This is a genomic window from Streptosporangium sp. NBC_01810 (assembly GCF_035917355.1).
Lineage (GTDB): Bacteria > Actinomycetota > Actinomycetes > Streptosporangiales > Streptosporangiaceae > Streptosporangium.
Window position 1 is genome coordinate 5,863,798 of the sequence record NZ_CP109070.1, and the last position, 18,573, is coordinate 5,882,370.

The following is an 18,573-nucleotide window of genomic DNA, read 5'->3' on the forward strand; positions in this document are numbered from 1 at the left end:
GCGCATGGACTCAACAGTCATCGTGGGGGCGGGGCCCGCCGGGCTCACCGCGGCCTACGAGCTGACCCGGCGAGGACACCCGTGCGAGGTCTTCGAGGCCGACCGGGTGGTCGGCGGGATCAGCCGGACCGAGGAACGCGACGGCTGGCGCTTCGACATCGGCGGCCACCGCTTCTTCACGAAGGTGTCGCGGGTGACGGACTTCTGGAACGAGATCCTCGATGAGGAGGACTTCCTGCTCCGGCCGAGGATGAGCCGCATCCACTACGGGGGCCGTTTCTACGACTACCCGCTCAAGGCGTCCAACGCGCTGCGCAACCTCGGTGTCCTCGAATCCGCGCGGTGTGTCGGCTCCTACGTCTGGGCCCGGATCAGGCCGCCCGCGGACCAGTCCACCTTCGAGGGCTGGGTCACGGCCAGATTCGGCCGACGGCTCTACGGAATCTTCTTCAAGACCTACACCGAGAAGGTGTGGGGCGTTCCTGCGGAGAGCATCCAGGCCGACTGGGCCGCGCAGCGGATCAGGAACCTCTCCCTGGGCAGGGCCATCGCCGGCGCGCTGACGCCGGGCAGGAACAGCAAGGAGATCACCAGCCTCATCGAGGAGTTCCGCTATCCCAAGCTGGGGCCGGGCATGATGTGGGAGGCCTGTGCCGACCGGGTCCGCGAGCGGGGTTCCACGGTGCGCCTCGGCACCCGGGTCGAGCGCATCCGCCGCAACCGGGGCCGCCTCGCCCTCACCGTCCGCACGGGCGAGGGCGAGGGCACCACCCGCGAGGTGTACTGCGACAACCTCATCTCCTCGATGCCGCTCAGCGCCCTGATCCACGCGTTCGGGCCCGATGTGCCGGACATCGTCGCCGAGGCGGCCGCGGGGTTGAGGTACCGCGACTTCCTCACCGTCGCGCTGGTCGTCCCCGAGCGGTTCTCCTTCCCCGACAACTGGATCTACATCCACTCCCCCGAGGTGCGGCTCGGCCGGGTGCAGAACTACGGTTCCTGGTCGCCGTACCTGGTCCGGGCCGGACGGACCTGCCTTGGCCTGGAGTACTTCGTCAACGAGGGCGACGACCTGTGGCGCATGCCCGACGACGACCTCGTCGCGTTCGGCACCCGGGAGCTGGAGCACCTGGGCCTGGTCACCCCCGGTGAGGTCCAGCGGGGCTACGTGGTGCGGATGCCGAAGGCCTACCCGGTCTACGACGCCGACTACGTCCACAACGTCGAGGTGCTCAGGAAGTATCTCGACGTGGAGTGGCCGCGGATCCACCCGGTCGGCCGCAACGGCATGCACCGGTACAACAACCAGGACCACTCCATGCTCACCGCGATGCTGACCGTGGAGAACCTCGTCGAGGACGCCCAGCACGACGTCTGGGAGGTCAACGTCGACGCGGAGTACCACGAGGAGCGCGCGGGCCACGGGTCCGCCAGGGGCACCGGCCGCGATGCCCCCGTCGTCCTCGGCCCCATGGCCTCCTGACCGGACCGGCCGCTCACCCACCACCCGTCACCGACGGACGCCGACAGATACCGGCGGAACACCGAAACCGGCAATCCCATGACGCCTTGCCCGGCCGCTGCCCATCGGGCACGAGTCGCCGCAGGTCAAGGCTCTCCTCCCAGCCGCCCTGGAGTTGCGCATCATGACACAGCCCTACACGGCCCCGGACGTCAGTGTGATCGTCATCACCTACAACGACGCGTCCCGGCTACCCCGGGCCGTACGTTCCGTACTCGGCCAGACACTCAAGAACCTCGAAGTGGTCGTCGTGGACGACTGCTCGGGCGATGACACCCCCGCGGTGGCCAAGGCGCTCGCCGAGGAGGACGGCCGGGTCCGCTATCTTCGGCTGCCCGCCAACAGCGGCGGCTGCGGCGCGCCCCGCAACGCGGGCATGGACGCCGCCCGCGCGCCCTTCCTGATGTTCCTCGACAGTGACGACGAGCTGCCCAGGCACGCCTGCAAGAGCCTCCTGCTGGAGGCGGAGACGACCGGTGCCGACTTCGTCATGGGCACCGTCGAACGCGTCGACGAGGCGAGTGGCGCCGTCACCCTCTGGTACCCGCGGCTGTTCGCGGAACGCCGGATCGTGGACGACATCCGCGCCGAGCCCGAACTCCTCTTCAACTGCCTGGCCACCAACAAGCTGTACCGGCGGACCTTCCTCGACGGCACCGGCATCCGGTTCCACGAGGACATCCACCACGAGGACATCGTCTGGTCGACGGAGCTGTTCTGCCGCAGCAAGCTGTTCGCCGTCGTGCCGTGGCCCGTCTACCGCTGGCTGCTCGCCGCCACGCCCGCGACCAGGTCGATCTCGTCGCGGCGACATGAGCTGGAGAACGTGCGCCAGCGCGTCACGGCCGCCGTCCTGAGCGACCGCGTGCTGGCCGCCACCCACTCCCTCGACCTGAAAGGGGACAAGGACTTCCGCTTCCTCTCCCACGACCTCCGCCTCTACCTGGGCGACCTGCCCCAGCGCGACCCGGCGTGGATCGCCGAGTTCGCCGACCTCGTCATCCCGTACGTGGACACGCTCGAACCCACCGCGATCGAGCGCCTGAGCAGGGCCGAGCGGGTCTGCGTCCAGCTCGTCCGCGAGCGGCGCGGCGCCGAGGCGGCGTTCGCCGCCGTCGAACTGGGGTACAGGCACTCGATCCCGCCCCGGGCGGTCACGACGGAAGGCGGGCGGGTGTTCTGGGGGACGACGCTCCCGACGGGCGAGCAGGGCAGGAGCGAGCTTGACGTCACCGAGCTGCACCTGGCGGAGCAACCGCTGGCCGGCGCGCTGCTCCGGCACGAGCTCGTCGACCTGCAGGCGTCGAGGGACGAGGTCCGGTTGCGCCTGCGCACCTACGATCCCGGCCGGGTACTCGACGGCCGCTCGCTGACCGCGTGGCTGCACATCGGCGGCAGGAAGAAGAGGATCACCTCGATCCCCTTCGAGCCGGTGCCCGTGGTGACCGGGCCGCCGGAGGGTGCGCGGGAGCGGCGGGGACTCGAAGGACAGTGGGACCCGGAGGAGGCGGAGTGCACGGAGGTTCCCGAGGGAACGGGAATCCTGGAGGCGACGGTGTCGATCTCCCTGCCCGAGCTGGACTGGCCGGACAACGCCGTCAGGCCGCAGGCGGTCACGATCTCGCTCCACGAGGGCGAGCGCCGCAACGCCAGGCCCCTGCTGGCGCTCCCCGGCCTGTCGTTCACCTCGGTGGGCACGGTGGGCACGGGCCGCCTGGTCCTCGAAGCGTCCGCCGACATCCCGTTCCGGCTCATGGCCCGCAGGATCGGCCACGTGCCCGGGCGGCGCCTCCCGAGCCTGGCGGAGCTCTGGCAACACCTGCTGTCCGGCCTCGCCACCCCCCGCAACCTGGGTCGCTTCTACCGGCTGGTCAGCGCGACGGTGCCGGTCAACCGCCGCCTGGTGCTGTTCGAGTCCACCGAGGGCGGCGGCTACACCGGCAACCCACGCTATGTCCACGAGGAGCTGCAGCGGCGGGCCACCGGCCTGCGCGCGGTCTGGTCCCACGCGGCCGTTCCCGAACGCTTTCCCGAGGACGTCGACCTCGTCCGGCGTGACACCTTCCGCTACGCCTGGACCCTGGCGCGTGCCGGCTACTGGGTGGACAGCCACAACCTCCCCTACTGCTACCGCAAGCGCAAGAGCACCCGCTACCTGCAGACCTGGCACGGCCAGGTGTTCAAGAAGATGGGGCTTGACGAGCCCCGCCACCGGACGCAGCCCTCCCTGGCCAGGAAGTACGCCGAGGCGGTGGCACGCTGGGACGTGCTGCTCACGCCGGGCCACGACTTCCGCCGGGACTTCGCCGAGGCCAGCGGGTTCGAGGGCGAGCTGTTGCACGCCGGCTACCCGCGTACCGACGTGCTGGTGCGGCACGCCGAACCGGCGCAGCGCGAACGGGCTCGGCGGGTCCGGGAGTTCTTCGAGATCCCGGCGGGAAAGCGGGTGATCCTCTACGCGCCCACGTACCGCGACGGCGGGCGGTTCAGCGGCGAGTCGTTCCGGATCGACCTGCCGGCCCTCGCCGCGGTGCTGCCCCCGGACTGGGTGATCCTCGTCCGCGCCCATCCCTACGACCGCTTCACGGTGCCCGACCCGCTCGGCTGGCTGGCCCGGGACGCCTCGGAGTACCCCGAGGTCAACGACCTGATGCTGGCCTCCGACGTGCTGGTGACGGACTACTCCTCGATCATGTTCGACTACGCCTGCCTCGGCCGGCCGATCCTCTACTACGTCGACGACCACGAGCGCTACGCCTCCGCCCAGCGGGGGGTCTGCTTCGACCTGGCCGAGGTCGCCCCCGGGCCGCTGCTGCGCGACCCGGGCGAACTCGCCGCCGTGCTGGAGGGACTCGGTGAGATCACCGAGCGGTACGGGCGGCGCTACGCGGAGTTCCGCGACCGCTGGTGCGGCCTCGACGACGGGCAGGCGAGCGGCAGGGTCGTGGACGCGTTCTTTCCGGAGGCCGTGCGATGAGATCGCGAAACGTCTTCTTCCTCAGCACCGACGGCGACTCGATGGGCGGGTCCCAGCGGGTCATCCACACCCTGGCCCAGGGCCTCGCCTCTCGCGGGCATCGGGTGACCCTGGTCAGCATCAACCCCTCCAGGCAGCCGCAGACCTATTTCGCCGACCCCGTCTACCGGCACGCCACGTTGTACGACACTCCCGCCCCCGAGGCCGTCTCCCGCTCGCTCCCGTGGCGCAGGGCGAAGGCGCGGCGGACCCCGGAGGAGATCGCCACCGCCAGGCAGCGGCTGCTCCGGCTGACGGACCGGATCGACGGCGGCTACCTGGTCATCGCCTCGCCCTGGGCCGCCCACTGGATCGCCGACCTGCCCATGCCGCACGTCGCCAAGATCGGCCAGTACCACCAGTCGTACGCCGAGGCCGTAGACTCCCCGAACCTACGTCTGATCAAGAAGCACTTCGCGCACCTCGACAAGGCGCTGTTCCTCTGCGACGACTACGCCGAGGCGTTCACCAACCACCGGCTCGCCAACTGCGGGACCATGCTGAACCCGGTCGGTGTCTTCCCCGAGAAGGCGGCCGCGCTGCGCAACCCGCGGATCGTCTCGGCGGGACGGCTGGTCAGGGTGAAGCGGATCGACCTGCTGATCGACGCCTTCGCCGCCGCGGCCCCTGCCGTCGCCGAACCGTGGGAGCTGCACATCATCGGTGACGGGCCGCTTCGGGCGGCTCTGGAGGCGCAGGCCGCGAAGACCGGCCTCGGCGGCCGGATCGTCTTCCGCGGGCAGGTCGAGAACGTCGAGGCCGAGTACCTCGACGCCTCCATCGTCACCCTGAGCAGCGACTTCGAGGGCTGGGGGCTGGTCCTCGCCGAGGGCGCGGCCTGCGGGCTGCCCGCCGTGGCCTGCGACGCCTCCGCGGGGGTCAGGACCCTGGTCGAGGACGGCTACAACGGCGTGCTGGCCGAACCGGGGAACGCGGGGAGCTTCGCCGCCGCCCTGGAGCGCCTCATGTCCGACGCCGAGCTACGCGGGCGGATGGGGGCCAGGGGCAGGGAGCGGATGAGGGCCTACCGGCTGCCCCGCGTCCTGGACCGCTGGGAGGCGCTGTTCGACGAGATCGACCGCTGACGCGGGCGGTCACCGACACGAGCGGTCACTGACATGAGCGACCACGCCCGCGTCAGTGGCCGCTGACACGAGCGACCACGCCCGCGTCAGTGGCCGCTGACACAAGCGGCCACGCCCGCGCTCCCGCACGTCCGAGGACTCGCTCATCGCCGGGGCAGCAGGGTCCGCGCCTCCCGCAGGAGAAGCGGCACGAGCAGGACACCGACGAAGATCGGCGCCACCATGAACCGGAAGTCCGGCGCGGTGTTGGTGAGGATCACGCCGATCTGCTGCCCCGCGACCACGGCCGTCCCCGCGAGCGCCGCCACGCTCCCCGTCCGCCGCCACGCGAGCGCGGCCGCCGCGTAGCCGAGGTAGCACCAGAAGGGCGCCCGCCAGAGCAGCCACTCAAGCTGCCTGATCGTGCTCGCGTCCAGCACGGACAGTCCCGCGGCCCGCAGACCTGCGGAGAACGGCCGCTGCCGCATCGCCGAGGCCGCCGGGCTGCCCTCCCAGCCGTCGGGGAGCCGGGGATCGCGCAGGGAGAAGCGGTAGAGCTCGCCGCCGGGCTCGCCCGAGGTCGAACCGACCTGCCAGGCGAGCGCGGCGCGGCAGACCCGGGCGCTCAGGATCACACCGGGCGCGCGGACCAGCAGCCCGCGCCAGAGTTCCAGGACGTCGGAGATCCGCTGCTCGGCCCGCGTGTGGCTGAAACCGGGGGCGAAGAAGACCCGCGCCATGGTCTGGCAGGTCGCCCCCCGCTGCCAGGCGTGCAGCGGGGCGATCGTCGCGAGGAGCGCCCGCTGCTCGTGGTCGAAGAGCCGGGGGCGCTCCCCGTACGCCACGGCGAGATCGCCGAACACCGTCTGGTAGGCGAACGAGCGGGACGGCGGCGCGATGCCCATCGCCGGGTAGCCGGCACCCAGCAGCAGCAGGGGCGCCGCCACCGCACCCGCCGCCACCACCGCCAGCAGGCGGCGGGCCGAGGGCAGGAGCGGGAGCAGCAGGATCGCGGCGATCAGCGCGACGAGGAAGCCGTTGTTCCTGAAGAGCCCCAGCCCGGCGAGCTCGGCACCGAGGGCGGCCAGGCGCGGATCCCAGCTCCACCCGCCCTTGAGCACGCCCCGCTTCCCGGCCCCGGCCGCACGTCGTACGGCGGCGGGCCCGGTCGCGAGCCGCACGGCGGTGCCCGCGGCCAGCACCGCGCACACCGTGAACGGCACGTCCTTCCACATCGTCACCGTGAAGGCGCCGAGCGGCGGTGACAGCGTCGCGCACCCCACCGCCACGAGCAGCCGGCGCCCGCGCACGCCCGGCTGCCGGAGCGCGCCCGCGAGGTGGGCCAGCGCCGCGGCCATCGCCGCCGTCTGCGCGAGGGTGACCGGAGACAGGTCGCCGGTCACCCTCAGGCAGAGGCCGAGCAGGGCGTCGTAGGCGACCGACTGGCCGGCCACCCAGGGCCCCGTCGTGACGTGCGCGACGTAGGTGACGGAGTCCGGGCTCATCAGCCCGGGGTGGAAGGCCAGCCACCAGCCGAGCAGCACGAGCTGGCCGATCGCGTAGCAGGCGAGCGTGAACCGCCGGTCGCGCGTCCTACCTCGCTCCTCGCCGGCCGAGGGCGGCCCCACCGTGGCGATCGTCATGCTCTCCCCAGCGTTTTCCGGCAGGGGGCCGCTGCCCATCATCGGGCACGAGCGGGGCGCGCCCGCACCGCTATACACAGCCATGACCTGGGGAAACGTCAAGTTTGTGACAGGCATGCCGCCGTGCTGCGATCATCGGAACACATGGGCTTTCACAGGACATTGTGACGCTTCAGCCCCAGGAGCCATCAGACACCTCGATAGGATGCCCATTCGACCGACGTCGATTTGACCCGGAGCTCCCCTCATGAAGTCTCCTGTCCGAATGCTGCTGGCCACATCCTGTGCGCTGGCCATGATTGCCACCCCGACCGCCGCGTGGAGTGCGGACCAGCCCAAAACGACGGGCACCACCAAGGCGACGGGTAAGGCCAAGCCCGCCCCCAAGCCGGTGCCCGTGGACTGCGCGAAGGTCAAGTGCATCGCGCTGACCTTCGACGACGGTCCCGGCAAGTACGCCGACAAGCTGCTCGACACCTTCAAGAAGTACAAGTCCAAGGCGACGTTCTTCCTTGAGGGCCAGTACGTGAAGTCCCGCCCCGCGTTCGCCAAGCGGATGGTCGCCGAAGGCCACGACATCGGCAACCACAGCTACAGCCACCCGCACCTGCGGGAGGTGTCCGAGGACAAGATCCGCGAGGAGCTGGACAAGACCCAGGACATCGTCAAGAAGGTCACCGGGAAGTACCCGGCGGCCATCCGCCCGCCGTACGGCGAGTTCGACCAGCGGGTCACGGCGATCGCCATCGAGATGGGCATGCCGATCTACCTGTGGAACGGCGGCTCCCGCGACTGGGCGACCAGGAACGAGAAGGCCATCTACGACGAGGTGCTCAAGAACGCCAAGCGTGACGGGGTCATCCTCATGCACGACTGGGTCGAGCAGACGGTCAAGGTGATGCCGAAGCTGCTGACCGCGCTGCAGAAGCAGGGCTACCACGTGGTGGCGATCTCCTCGCTGCGCGGCGCCAAGGCCACGAAGGCCGGGGAGGTCTACCCGGTCGGCTCCGAGAAGGACGACGGCCTGATCTCCGACTCGCCCACCGGCGACCCGGACGACTTCGCGGAGTCGCCCGCGGACGGCACCTGAGCCACCTCGCCCGCGGACGGCACCTGAGCCACCTCGCTCAAGGAGGGCCGCCGAGCCCACCGCCTGCCCCACCGCTGCATGGGAAGCTCCACGTAGCGGTGGGTGAGCAGGCTCAGGCCGAGCACCACCAGCACGAACGCCGCGGACAGTGACAGCTGCACCACCGGCCCCGCGGCCCGCACGTCTCCGACAACGGCGGACACGAGCCGCAGCAGCGGGTGGTGCAGCAGGTAGACCGAGTAGCTGACCAGGCCCAGCCAGACGAGGAACCGGGGCAGCCTGCGCTCGCGCAGTGCCATCGCGCCCGCGAACGACGCCCCGGCCAGCGCCATGGTGGCGAACCACGGCCCCGGCCGCACCCACCACCAGCCGGCCTGCTCCGACCAGACCGGGGCCAGCGCCACGAGCACCGTCACGACCGCCACCGGCCAGAGGGCTCCCTCGCCGTGCTCCCAGCGGCGGATCGCGGTCCCGGCGAACATCACCGCGAGGATCGCCGCCCCCAGCCACGGCACGAAACCGGAGAAGATCAGCAGCACCACGGCCATCGCGCCGAGGACATATGCGGCGATCTTCGTGAACCGACCGCCGATCAGGCATGCCAGGCCCGCGAAGAACACCACGCCGGACACGTACGCGGGCCAGGGCCCCTTCAGCAGCGGCGCCGTGAGCACCAGCCCCGCCACGACCGCGACCGCCCCGAAGCCGATGGCGAAAGTGCCGCTCGCGCGGTGCACCCCGCCGACGAACAGCGCGGTGACGATCAGGTAGAAGACCATCTCGTACGAGAGCGTCCACATGGTGTCGGCCAGGCCGCCCAGGTGCACCACGTCCAGCAGCATCGTGGCGTGCGCGAACACCGACGACAGGTCCCTGGGCACCTGCTCACGGACGGGCATCCAGATCGCCATGACCAGGACTCCCACCGCGACCAGCAGGTAGATCGGGTAGAGCCGGAACACCCGGCTGATCCAGAAGGCCCGCACGTCACCGCGCCGCTCCAGCGAGACCGGGATGATGTAGCCGCTGACCAGGAAGAACACCAGAACGCCGTACATCCCGAGGTTGAACCAGTACGGCCTCAGGCCGGGCATGAACCAGGGCAGCATGTGCTCCAGCAACACGGCGACCGCACCGATCCCGCGCAGCGCGTCGAGCCACGCCAGGCGGGGGGCGGGGGTCTTGGTGGAACCTGCGCCGATCAGGGTGGAGGAGGACACCCGCCCCAACTTACCGTTCGGCACCCCGCGAAACCCCGCCATCGGCGGTAACCTCCCCCCGTCGGACGGCGATCGGCGCCATCCGGACCGCGACCACCCGCTGTTCCGGATCCGGACCTCGACCACCCGCTGTTCCGGCCCGGCGGACGGGGGCACCGACCCGCTGATCAACCGCGTTCCGGCGGCGGCCTCCTACTCCCACTCGATGGTGCCCGGGGGCTTGCTGGTCACGTCCAGCACCACTCTGTTGACCTCGCGGACCTCGTTGGTGATGCGGGTGGAGATGCGGGCGAGCACGTCGTAGGGGACGCGGGACCAGTCGGCGGTCATCGCGTCCTCGCTGGAGACCGGGCGCAGCACGATCGGGTGGCCGTAGGTGCGGCCGTCACCCTGGACGCCCACCGAGCGGACGTCGGCGAGCAGCACGACCGGGCACTGCCAGATCTCCCGGTCGAGACCGGCGCGGGAGAGCTCCTCGCGGGCGATGGCGTCCGCCTCGCGGAGGATCTCCAGGCGCTCGCGACTGACCGCGCCGACGATGCGGATGCCCAGCCCCGGGCCGGGGAACGGCTGGCGCCAGACCATGGAGGCGGGCAGGCCCAGTTCCTCGCCGGCCCGGCGGACCTCGTCCTTGAACAGCGCGCGGAGCGGCTCCACCAGCGAGAACTGGAGATCGTCGGGGAGACCTCCGACATTGTGGTGGGACTTGATGTTGGCGGTGCCGGTGCCGCCGCCCGACTCGACCACGTCGGGGTAGAGGGTGCCCTGGACGAGGAAGTCGACGGGGCCGTCGGCGATGATGGCGCGCTGCTCGTCCTCGAAGACCCTGATGAACTCGCGACCGATGATCTTGCGCTTCTCCTCGGGGTCGGTGACCCCTTCGAGCGCCTTCAGGAAGCGCTCCTGGGCGTCGGCCACCCGGAGCTTGACCCCGGTGACGGCCACGAAGTCGCGCTCGACCTGCTCGGCCTCGCCCTTGCGCAGCAGCCCGTGGTCGACGAAAACACAGGTCAGACGGTCACCGATGGCCCGCTGGACCATGGCGGCGGCCACCGCGGAGTCGACGCCGCCGGAGAGCCCGCAGATGGCGCGGCCCTCGGGGCCGATCTGGGCGCGAATCGCCTCGACCGCGTCCTCGACGATGTTGAGCATCGTCCAGGAGGGGCGGCAGCCCGCGGCGTCCAGGAAGTGCCTCAGCACCGCCTGGCCGTGCTCGGAGTGCAGGACCTCGGGGTGGAACTGGACGCCGTACAGGCCCAGCCCGGGGTTCTCGAAGGCGGCGACGGGCGTCTCGGCGGTCGTGGCGGTGACCGTGAAGCCCTCGGGGGCGGCGGAGACGCTGTCCCCGTGGGACATCCAGACCGACTGCTTCGCGGGCAGCCCCGCGAAGAGCACGCCCTGCTCGCTCACCTCCAGGTGGGTGCCGCCATACTCGGCGGTCCCGGTCCTGGCCACCTCCCCGCCCAGCTCCTGGGCCATGACCTGGAAGCCGTAGCAGATGCCGAAGGTCGGCACGCCGGTGTCGAACAGGCCCTCGGGGGCGGCCGGGGCGCCCTCGGCGTACACCGACGAGGGGCCGCCGGACAGGATGATGGCCTTGGGCCTCTTGGCCATCATCTCCTCCACCGGCATCGTCGACGGGACGATCTCGGAGTAGACGTGGCATTCACGCACCCTTCGCGCGATCAGCTGCGCGTACTGCGCGCCGAAATCGACGACCAGGACCGTGTCGAACTCAGACACCAAGACCCCCAAAAGGAACAGAGCGGTGATGCCAGTCTATCGGCGCCCGTCAGCGCGCTACTCGTAGATGGGAAACGGGGGCAGAGCCCCGGCGAGCAGGGCCTCGGTCTGCTCGCGCAGGCCCGCCGCGTAGCCGGGGTGGGTGAAGACCAGGAAACGCTCCTCGCGGATGGCCGCCACCGCGGCGAGCGCCACCTGTTCGGGGTCGATGCCCCGTTCCACCAGGCCGTCGATCATCCCGACGGAGGCCATCTCGTCCTCGGTCGGCCCGGCGACCGCGAGATTCTCTGGCCTGCCCCGTTCTGAGCGGTTGATGCCGGTCCGCACCCCGCCCGGGCAGAGCACGGTCACCCGGAGCTTGGAACCGGCCATCGCGAGATCCTGGGCGAGGGACAGCGAGGCGGCGAACGCGGCGTACTTCGAGACCGAGTAGGCGCCGGAGAACGGCGCGGCGAACAACCCCGCCGCCGAGACGGTGTTGAGGATGTGGCCCTCGGTGTCCTGGGCGATCATACGGGGGACGAAGGCCCGGATCCCGTGGAGCACACCCCACAGGTTCACCCCGAGCAGCCAGGCGAAGTCCTCGGGCCTCCTCGTCCACAGCCGGCCGCCCTGGAAGACCCCCGCGTTGTTGCACAGCACGTGGACCGCGCCCAGCTCACCGAAGGTCCGGTCGGCGAGGTGCTCCACGGCCGCCCGGTCGGAGACGTCGGTGATCTCGGTGATGACCTTGACCCCCTCCACCAGCGAGGCGGTCTCCGCGAGAGAGTCGGGGGCGACGTCGGCGAGCATGAGGGCCATCCCCTCCGCGGCCAGGACCAGCGCGAGCGCTCGGCCGATCCCGCCGCCCGCCCCCGTGACGACCGCGACCTTGCCTGACAGTTCACGCATGGCGTTTCCTCCAGCCTGACGGTTCCCGCATCGTGTTACCACTGAACCGACGGTTCACACATCGCGCCGTCTCCGGCCGCACCATACCTAGCGGCCGTTTGGTCACAAAGCTAACGTTCAGCTCACCATCAGTCGAGGAGGCAGGCCATGACAGGCACCGGAGTCGTCGTCACCGGCGGAGCATCAGGGATCGGGCGGGCCTGCGCGCTGGCGCTCGCCGAGGCCGGACGCCCGGTCGCGATCTGGGATCTTGACGAGACGGGCGCCAAGGAGACCGCCTCCTTCGTCGCCATGAACGGCGCCCCCGCGATCGCCGTCACCGTCGACGTCACCGACGCCTCGTCCTTCCCCGCCGCGATCACCACCAGCCGCGACGCCCTCGGCTCGATCGGCGGCCTCGTGCACGCGGCCGGGATCGCGGCCCCCCTGGGCGTCGGTGAGCTGACCGAGGCCGCCTGGGACGCGGTGCTCAACGTCAACCTGCGCGCCCACGCCATGCTGGTCAAGGCACTGCTTCCGGACCTGCGCGAGCACGAGGGCTCCGCGGTCGTCGGCATCTCCTCGGTCGAGGGCCTGGTCGGGCAGGCGTTCATCCCGGCCTACTGCTCCTCCAAGGCGGGCCTGCTCGGCCTGACCCGCTCCATGGCCCACGAGCTGGTGCCGATCCGGGTCAACGCCGTCTGCCCCGGCTACATCGACACCCCCATGCTCGTCAACGCCACCGGCGGCGACAAGAGCCTCGTGGAGTCCTTCAAGCACAAGTCCCCCTTCCGCCGCCTCGGCCGCCCCGCCGAGGTCGCGACGGCCGTACGGTTCCTGCTGAGCGACGAGGCGTCCTTCATCACCGGCACCCACCTGGTCGTCGACGGCGGCGCCACCGCCGTCGACCGCTGACGCCTCGGCCGGAACTCCCCACCAGGCCGGTGTCGGCGGCCGCGCCGCCCTTGACCCGGACCTGAGCGGCGGCGCCGGGTGGACCTACCGGGCGCCTGGACGGTCCTGAAGGGCGTGGTCGAGGAGGCCGAGAGGTGGGGAGCCGAGGTCGAGCATGGCGGTGTGGAAGCGTTTAAGGCCGAAGTCGGAGCCCCAGACGGTTCTGGCGCGCTCGCGGAGGGCGAGGATCTCCAGCTTGCCCCAGGTGTAGCGGCCGTAGGTGGGGTCGAAGGTGGCCCGCGCCGCCTCGGAGAGGGCCGCCGGGCCGGCGATGTGGGTGTCGGCGGCGAAGCGGCGGGCACCCTCCTCGACGGTCATCGCGCCGGAGTGCACGCCGATCGCGCAGGCCAGCCGGGTCACCCTGATGAGCGCCTCCAGCCACACGCCGATCTCGAAGCGCGGGTCCTCCGGCGCGAAGCCCTCCTCGACGCAGAGCTCTTCGGCATAGTGCGCCCAGCCCTCGGCGAAGGCCGTCGACATCAGCGTCCGCCGCACGTCGGAGCGGGCGCGGCGGAGCGCGCGACCGTGCGAGAAGTGTCCGGGGGCGACCTCGTGCACGTTGATCGCGGGGAGTGTGGTCTCACTGAAGACCTCCAGCCACTCCTCGATGTCGCCCTGCGGCCACGAGGGGTCGGGCGGGGTGACGTGGTACCACGAGGGGCCGTCGGGCTCGCCGGGCGCCGACCAGCTCATCATGGCCATGGCCCACCGGCGCGACTCGGGCGCGATGCCGACCAGGCACTCCCCGTCGTGGTAGGGCACCAGGTCCTTCTCACGGGTGAAGGCGATGGCGCTCTCGGTGCCGATCCTGGCCGCCTCGATCACGCCCTCCGGGCCGGGATGCTGCCTGACCAGCTCGCGCGCGACGTCCAGCGGCGGCCGATCGGCGAACCCCAGCGCCGCGCAGGACTCCGCCAGCCGGGCCATCAGCCGGTCGCGTTCGGCGTCGGCGCGCTCGGCGAGCCGTCCCAGGTCGACCGGGAGACCGTCGCCGGCGCTCATCAGCCTGGAGAGACCGCCGGCGCCGAGCGAGGCGTCCGGGTCGCCGGAGTGCGCGGCCTTCTCGACGTGCTCCACCAGCCGGGCGTGTGCCCTGAACGCCGCCTCGCGCACGCTCTCCTTCGCGTCGCGGGGCACCCCGGCGGCCAGGCCGCGTACCGCCCCGAGCAGCGCGGTCGCGACGGGGGCGCTGAGCAGGTCGAGCGAGGCGACCGCGTTGTCCACCGCCTCCGGCCAGCGGGCGAGGTGTGCCTGCTTGGCGGCATCCCGCTCGGCCTCGGGGGCGTACTCGCGGTCGTAGGTGGCCAGGTCCAGGTTGCCCAGGTGCTCCATGGGGCTGCGCCGGTGCAGCTCCAGCTCGGCGAACTGCACCCGCGCGGACTCCTCGAAGATCTGCAGGTGCGCCGCGTCGTACGGATCGGCGGGCAACGCCCCCTGGCCGAGCGCGGCCGGCCCGGCGCGCACCCCCGTCGGCGACAGGTCCTGGATCAGGCCGTCGTACTCGTGCCGCCCGGCCATTTCCCGGACACCGGAGACACTGAGGTCGCACACCGCCCGGAGGCGGCCGTCGAGTTCGGTCATGGTCGCGACGCTATATCAGGACGGCGTTTGTCGCCCCGGCCCGCTGCCGGGTAAACGCGTCCGGCTCTCCCCGACGTACGCGCTCAGCGGCCCGGCCCCCACCGGGCGGGGAGCGCCTCCGTGCCCGTGTTCCGCACGTGATCCAGGCCGACCCAGGACGATCATGGTAACCGACCTGCGGAGAACGGTTCCAGGTGGCAGCCCGGCGACGGTCGCGCCGCCGCTGGGACGCCGCCAACCCCGACTCCGGGATCCGCTGAGAACCGGCCGGGCGTACGCTCCGGACCCCGCGGAGAACCGGCGTCGAGGCCCGGCCGTACCCTCCGGGACTCACCGGAGACCGGCCGGGGCCTCCAGTTCGGTGATCCGGTCGAGCAGCGCCTCCAGTGTCTTGTCGTCCGTGGCGGGGGCCATGACGGTGACCCGCAGGTGGCGGACCCCGCTAACCTCGGCCGAGGTCAGCGCGAACGCGCCGTCCTCCATCAGGCGCTCGCGGATATCCGCCTGGTCGGCGGTGCCGTACCTGAAGCAGACGATGTTGCTCTCCGGCTCGTACGGGCACTCGAAGCCCGGCCGCTCGCGGGCCAGCTCCCAGAAGCGGTGCGCCGTGGCGTACTGCCGCGCGACGTGCTCGCCCAGGCCCCGCTCGCCCCGCCAGGCCAGATTGAGGAAGATCTTCAGGCCCAGCTCGGCCTTGCTGCACTCCACGGTCCTGCCGATGAGGTCGAAGCCCTGCTCGCCGTAGAACAGGTAGCCGGCCCGCTGCCGGAAGGCCGCGTCCAGGTCGCCCCCGCGCCGGGTCAGGACCGCGGCGGCCAGGCTGGAGGTACGCAGCATCTTGTGCGCGTCCCAGATCAGCGAGTCGGCGAGTTCGATCCCGTCGAGCAGGTGACGGTGCTCGGCGGCCAGCAGCGCCGAGGCGCCGTGGGCGCCGTCCACGTGGAACCAGACGCCGCTCGCCGTACAGAACTCGCCGATCCCGCGCAGGTCGTCGTAGAGCCCGGTCCCGGTCGCGCAGGCGTTCGCCACCAGGGCCATCGGCCGCCGTCCGGCCTCGCGCACCCGTTCCAGGGCGTCGGGCAGGCGGGCGACGTCGATCCTGCCGAGCTCGTCCACGTCCAGCGGCATGACCGCGCGCTCGCCCAGCCCGAGGATCGCGGCGGCGCGGGCCAGCGAGTAGTGCGCCGAGGCCGGAGCGAGCAGGGCGAGGCCGCCGGGGACGCCGTCGGTCCACGCGTCCGGGGCGACCGCCGCCCGCGCGGCCAGCAGCGCGGTGAGGTTGGCCAGCGAGCCACCGTGGGTGAGGACCCCGCCGCCCGCCTCGCCGAACCCGACCTTGCCCAGCATCCAGCGCAGCACCTCGAACTCGACGGTCGCCGCCGAGGCGCCCATCTCGTAGACGGCCATCGGGTTGTTGGTCGCGCCGTGCACGAAGTCGGCGAGCGCGGCGGGGAAGTCGGGCGCGGCGATCTGATGTCCCAGGTAGGCGGGGTGGTGCATCCGGGTGCCCTCGGCGAGGTAGCCGCGCAGGAACTCCCGGTGGCTCTCCGCCGTCATCCCGCCCTCGCGGATCCACCGGGCGAGCCCGAGCCGCTCGGCCAGCTCCCCCGGGGGCCTGCGCCGGATGACCGGCGCCGCCCCCTGCTGGCTCTCCGCCACGTAGGCGGCCAGCTCCTCGACGGTCACCCCGGCCGCGCGCACGAACTCCTCGACATTCCAGGTCACACCGGAATCCTGGTCGAATTCACCACACCCCGCCAACCGAGCCGTATCCCGGAGGATCATGCCCGGACGAGATCGGATCCATCGAGACGGCCCATGTCTACGAACCGGCCTTCCGCCCGATCAACTTACGCATTCTGTAGAATTAACTCTACGTCAGGCATCGTCATCTCCGCATGGATCGGCATCCCAACAAGGAGATACGAGCGGCGATCGACTACATGATCGCCGCAGGCTGGACCATCGAGAAGGCAGGAGGTCACGCATGGGGACGCGCCTCATGTCCCGGTGGACATCAGGGATGCAGACCTCCCACGTCCGTCTGGTCGACACCGCGCTCACCGGAGGTGCACGCCAGGCGACTGCGGCGTCTCGTCGACCAGTGCCCGCATGGGTTTGAGAACGATTTACCAGAGGGAGTATGAGCCCCGTGACCGTCTACAGTTTCGAACTTCACTTCACGGCCCCGAGCGGCGAAACGGTGATCGACGCGCTGTACGAGGCTGGATGGGACGACGCCACGGTGTCACTCGACCCGGCCACGGGCGGACCCGGCATCGCCTCGTTTGATCGTGAGGCGACCGGGGCGGTGGAGGCGATCGCGTCCGCGATCGCCCAGGGGCGCTCAGCGGGAATCGAGGTGACCGGGGTGAGCGAGGATCTCGTGACGCTCGCCGAGATCGCCGACCGTACCGGCCGGACCTTCGCCACGGCCGACCACTGGGCCGTCGGCCGCCGCGGGCCGGGAGACTTTCCCGAACCGAAGGTGCGGCGTCCCCGCGTGAGCCTGTGGTCGTGGGCGGAGGTGGCGACCTGGCTTCACAGGAATCGCCTTGCCGAGGTCTCGCCCATGGAGGTGGAGCTCGCCGAGGTGTGCGAGATCGCGGATTCACTCATCCGCGCCCGACGCCTCCAGCGGCGGCTTCCGGAAAAAGATCGCGAGCGCCTCCGCCACGCGATGGCCTGACACCGGCCCATGATCGTCGACCCGCCATCCATCTTCGCGTGCCGTGTCAGACGAAGTACTTCCAAGCGATGCCGACGACGGGAAGGCACCGGTCGAATTCACCGCCTACGGTCGGCCGGGACGCGACCGCCGCGACCGTCCACTGCCCCCCTCGGACTCAGGACGGTGTCCGGATGGTCGGGTGAGTCGTTCAGGAGGGAAGCCACCAGCGGGCCCAAACGGTTTTGCCGGGATGGTCGCGGAGCGGGGTGACGCCGGAGTCGTGGGCGAGGGCCTCGACGATCGTGAGGCCGCGCCCATGACGTCGGCGGTGTCATCAGGTTCGCGCGGCAACTACAGAGCTGGAAACAAGTCGACCTGGGGAAAGCCTCGGGTTACTCAGCCTCGACGATCTCCCGGCTGGAGACGGGTCGGCGTGCGGGGGTCGACCTGCATGTGCTGCGCCGCGTCGCCCACGCAGCTGGGGTACCTGGTCATATCCTCAGCGCGCTGATCAATCCGGTTACGGTGGCCGAAACGATGGGTCAGCTCGCGAAAGAAGACTTGATGCGCCGCCGCACTCTGCTGTCCGCCGCCGGACTCGCTATCCCTGCTCATCTGCTGGCCAGGCTCGATGACGCGCTGGCCATCCCGCCCGCATCCTCCAGTCCTCCCCTGCCCGAGCAAATTGCCTCCCGTCTGACCTGGGCGCGAAGTCGCTTCGACAGCGGTGATCTGGCTCGGCTTGTCGCTGATCTGCCTGATCTTCTGGCCCTGGCTCACGAAGCGGCCGATAGCCGAAGAGCGGATGCTTGCGCGCAGGCGGCCGCCTGCTATGACCTGGCGACCGAGGCCTTGGACAAGATCGGGAGGTATGAGGCGAGCAGGATCACCGCAGACCGCGCCAGCGTGTTCGCGGGCCTGTCCGGCTCCCCGATCAGCATGGCCGCCTCGGCGCGCTCCCTGGGCATCGTGCTACGCCATGAGGGCCGCCAGAAAATCGCCGACCAGCTCACTCTGCAGGCCACCCACCGCCTGGAGGCCACAGGGCTCGGCACGCCCGCCCACGCCGCCGCCTACGCCCAGATGCTGTGCACCTGCGCCTACAACGCCGCACAAGCAGGAGTTTGCCGGGCTTCCGCCCATCGATGCCCAACGTGACCAACAGCCGCCACACGTCGGTGGACGGGTCACGCTGGAGG

General features: G+C 71.0%; 13 protein-coding genes. 7 read left to right on the plus strand and 6 right to left on the minus strand.

All coding sequences use genetic code 11. The features are described from left to right. Positions 1–4: 4 nt before the first annotated feature. The 3 genes from OIE13_RS25870 (at position 5) to OIE13_RS25880 (ending at position 5,623) form a co-directional block, all read left to right on the plus strand. The gene (locus tag OIE13_RS25870; protein ID WP_326635691.1) at positions 5–1,483 is read left to right on the plus strand and encodes an NAD(P)/FAD-dependent oxidoreductase; all 1,479 of its coding nucleotides are present in this window, start codon (positions 5–7) and stop codon (positions 1,481–1,483) included. Between the two features lie 163 nt (positions 1,484–1,646). Next, positions 1,647–4,499 carry a bifunctional glycosyltransferase/CDP-glycerol:glycerophosphate glycerophosphotransferase gene (locus OIE13_RS25875; protein WP_326635689.1) on the plus strand — a complete coding sequence of 951 codons (2,853 nt, stop codon included), beginning with the start codon at positions 1,647–1,649 and terminating at the stop codon, positions 4,497–4,499. Beyond that, positions 4,496–5,623, plus strand: a complete 1,128-nt coding sequence (locus OIE13_RS25880; RefSeq protein ID WP_326635687.1) for a glycosyltransferase — start codon at positions 4,496–4,498, stop codon at positions 5,621–5,623. Before OIE13_RS25875 ends, OIE13_RS25880 begins: the two co-directional genes overlap by 4 nt. A 143-nt stretch (positions 5,624–5,766) precedes the next feature. On the opposite strand, the gene OIE13_RS25885 is transcribed toward OIE13_RS25880, so the two are convergent. Further along, positions 5,767–7,245, minus strand: a complete 1,479-nt coding sequence (locus OIE13_RS25885) for a hypothetical protein (protein WP_326635685.1) — start codon at positions 7,243–7,245, stop codon at positions 5,767–5,769. Positions 7,246–7,492: 247 nt separating this feature from the next. Here OIE13_RS25885 and OIE13_RS25890 point away from each other — a divergent pair, with 247 nt between their 5' ends. Continuing rightward, complete coding sequence (locus tag OIE13_RS25890) at positions 7,493–8,335, plus strand: polysaccharide deacetylase family protein (RefSeq protein ID WP_326635683.1); 843 nt, start codon at positions 7,493–7,495, stop codon at positions 8,333–8,335. On the opposite strand, the gene OIE13_RS25895 is transcribed toward OIE13_RS25890, so the two are convergent. From OIE13_RS25895 to OIE13_RS25905, 3 genes are all read right to left on the minus strand, one after another. Then, on the minus strand, positions 8,239–9,555 hold the full coding sequence (locus OIE13_RS25895) for an acyltransferase family protein (RefSeq protein WP_326635681.1): 1,317 nt from the start codon (positions 9,553–9,555) through the stop codon (positions 8,239–8,241). The two genes, OIE13_RS25890 and OIE13_RS25895, sit on opposite strands and share 97 nt — an antisense overlap. A 192-nt stretch (positions 9,556–9,747) precedes the next feature. Beyond that, on the minus strand, positions 9,748–11,319 hold the full coding sequence (gene guaA, locus OIE13_RS25900; RefSeq protein ID WP_442811736.1) for a glutamine-hydrolyzing GMP synthase: 1,572 nt from the start codon (positions 11,317–11,319) through the stop codon (positions 9,748–9,750). A gap of 36 nt (positions 11,320–11,355) precedes the next feature. Further along, positions 11,356–12,189: an SDR family NAD(P)-dependent oxidoreductase gene (locus tag OIE13_RS25905; protein WP_326635676.1), complete on the minus strand. Its 834-nt coding sequence runs from the start codon at positions 12,187–12,189 to the stop codon at positions 11,356–11,358. Between the two features lie 147 nt (positions 12,190–12,336). Between OIE13_RS25905 and OIE13_RS25910 the strand changes: the two genes are divergently transcribed. After that, positions 12,337–13,083 (plus strand): SDR family NAD(P)-dependent oxidoreductase, encoded by a 747-nt coding sequence (locus OIE13_RS25910; RefSeq protein ID WP_326635675.1) that lies wholly within the window; start codon positions 12,337–12,339, stop codon positions 13,081–13,083. Positions 13,084–13,167: 84 nt separating this feature from the next. Here the strand turns inward: OIE13_RS25910 and OIE13_RS25915 are convergent, their stop codons facing one another. Next, positions 13,168–14,703 carry a DUF885 family protein gene (locus tag OIE13_RS25915; protein WP_326828850.1) on the minus strand — a complete coding sequence of 512 codons (1,536 nt, stop codon included), beginning with the start codon at positions 14,701–14,703 and terminating at the stop codon, positions 13,168–13,170. 330 nt (positions 14,704–15,033) lie between these two features. Beyond that, complete coding sequence (locus OIE13_RS25920) at positions 15,034–16,428, minus strand: pyridoxal phosphate-dependent decarboxylase family protein (RefSeq protein ID WP_326635671.1); 1,395 nt, start codon at positions 16,426–16,428, stop codon at positions 15,034–15,036. Positions 16,429–16,855: 427 nt separating this feature from the next. On the opposite strand from OIE13_RS25920, the gene OIE13_RS25925 reads away from it, so the two are divergent. Together OIE13_RS25925 and OIE13_RS25930 are read left to right on the plus strand one after the other, a co-directional pair. After that, entirely contained in the window at positions 16,856–17,392 is a 537-nt protein-coding gene (locus OIE13_RS25925) for a hypothetical protein (protein WP_326635669.1), read from the plus strand. 315 nt (positions 17,393–17,707) lie between these two features. Then, on the plus strand, positions 17,708–18,532 hold the full coding sequence (locus OIE13_RS25930) for a helix-turn-helix domain-containing protein (protein WP_326646965.1): 825 nt from the start codon (positions 17,708–17,710) through the stop codon (positions 18,530–18,532). Positions 18,533–18,573 lie beyond the last annotated feature (41 nt).

What these genes read in the sequence shown, in the direction of transcription:
- OIE13_RS25870 (WP_326635691.1), top strand. Translation starts at nt 5, where the DNA reads ATGGACTCAACAGTCATCGTGGGGGCGGGGCCCGCCGGGCTCACCGCG.
- OIE13_RS25875 (WP_326635689.1), top strand. Translation starts at nt 1,647, where the DNA reads ATGACACAGCCCTACACGGCCCCGGACGTCAGTGTGATCGTCATCACC.
- OIE13_RS25880 (WP_326635687.1), top strand. Translation starts at nt 4,496, where the DNA reads ATGAGATCGCGAAACGTCTTCTTCCTCAGCACCGACGGCGACTCGATG.
- OIE13_RS25885 (WP_326635685.1), bottom strand. Translation starts at nt 7,245, where the DNA reads ATGACGATCGCCACGGTGGGGCCGCCCTCGGCCGGCGAGGAGCGAGGT.
- OIE13_RS25890 (WP_326635683.1), top strand. Translation starts at nt 7,493, where the DNA reads ATGAAGTCTCCTGTCCGAATGCTGCTGGCCACATCCTGTGCGCTGGCC.
- OIE13_RS25905 (WP_326635676.1), bottom strand. Translation starts at nt 12,189, where the DNA reads ATGCGTGAACTGTCAGGCAAGGTCGCGGTCGTCACGGGGGCGGGCGGC.
- OIE13_RS25910 (WP_326635675.1), top strand. Translation starts at nt 12,337, where the DNA reads ATGACAGGCACCGGAGTCGTCGTCACCGGCGGAGCATCAGGGATCGGG.
- OIE13_RS25915 (WP_326828850.1), bottom strand. Translation starts at nt 14,703, where the DNA reads ATGACCGAACTCGACGGCCGCCTCCGGGCGGTGTGCGACCTCAGTGTC.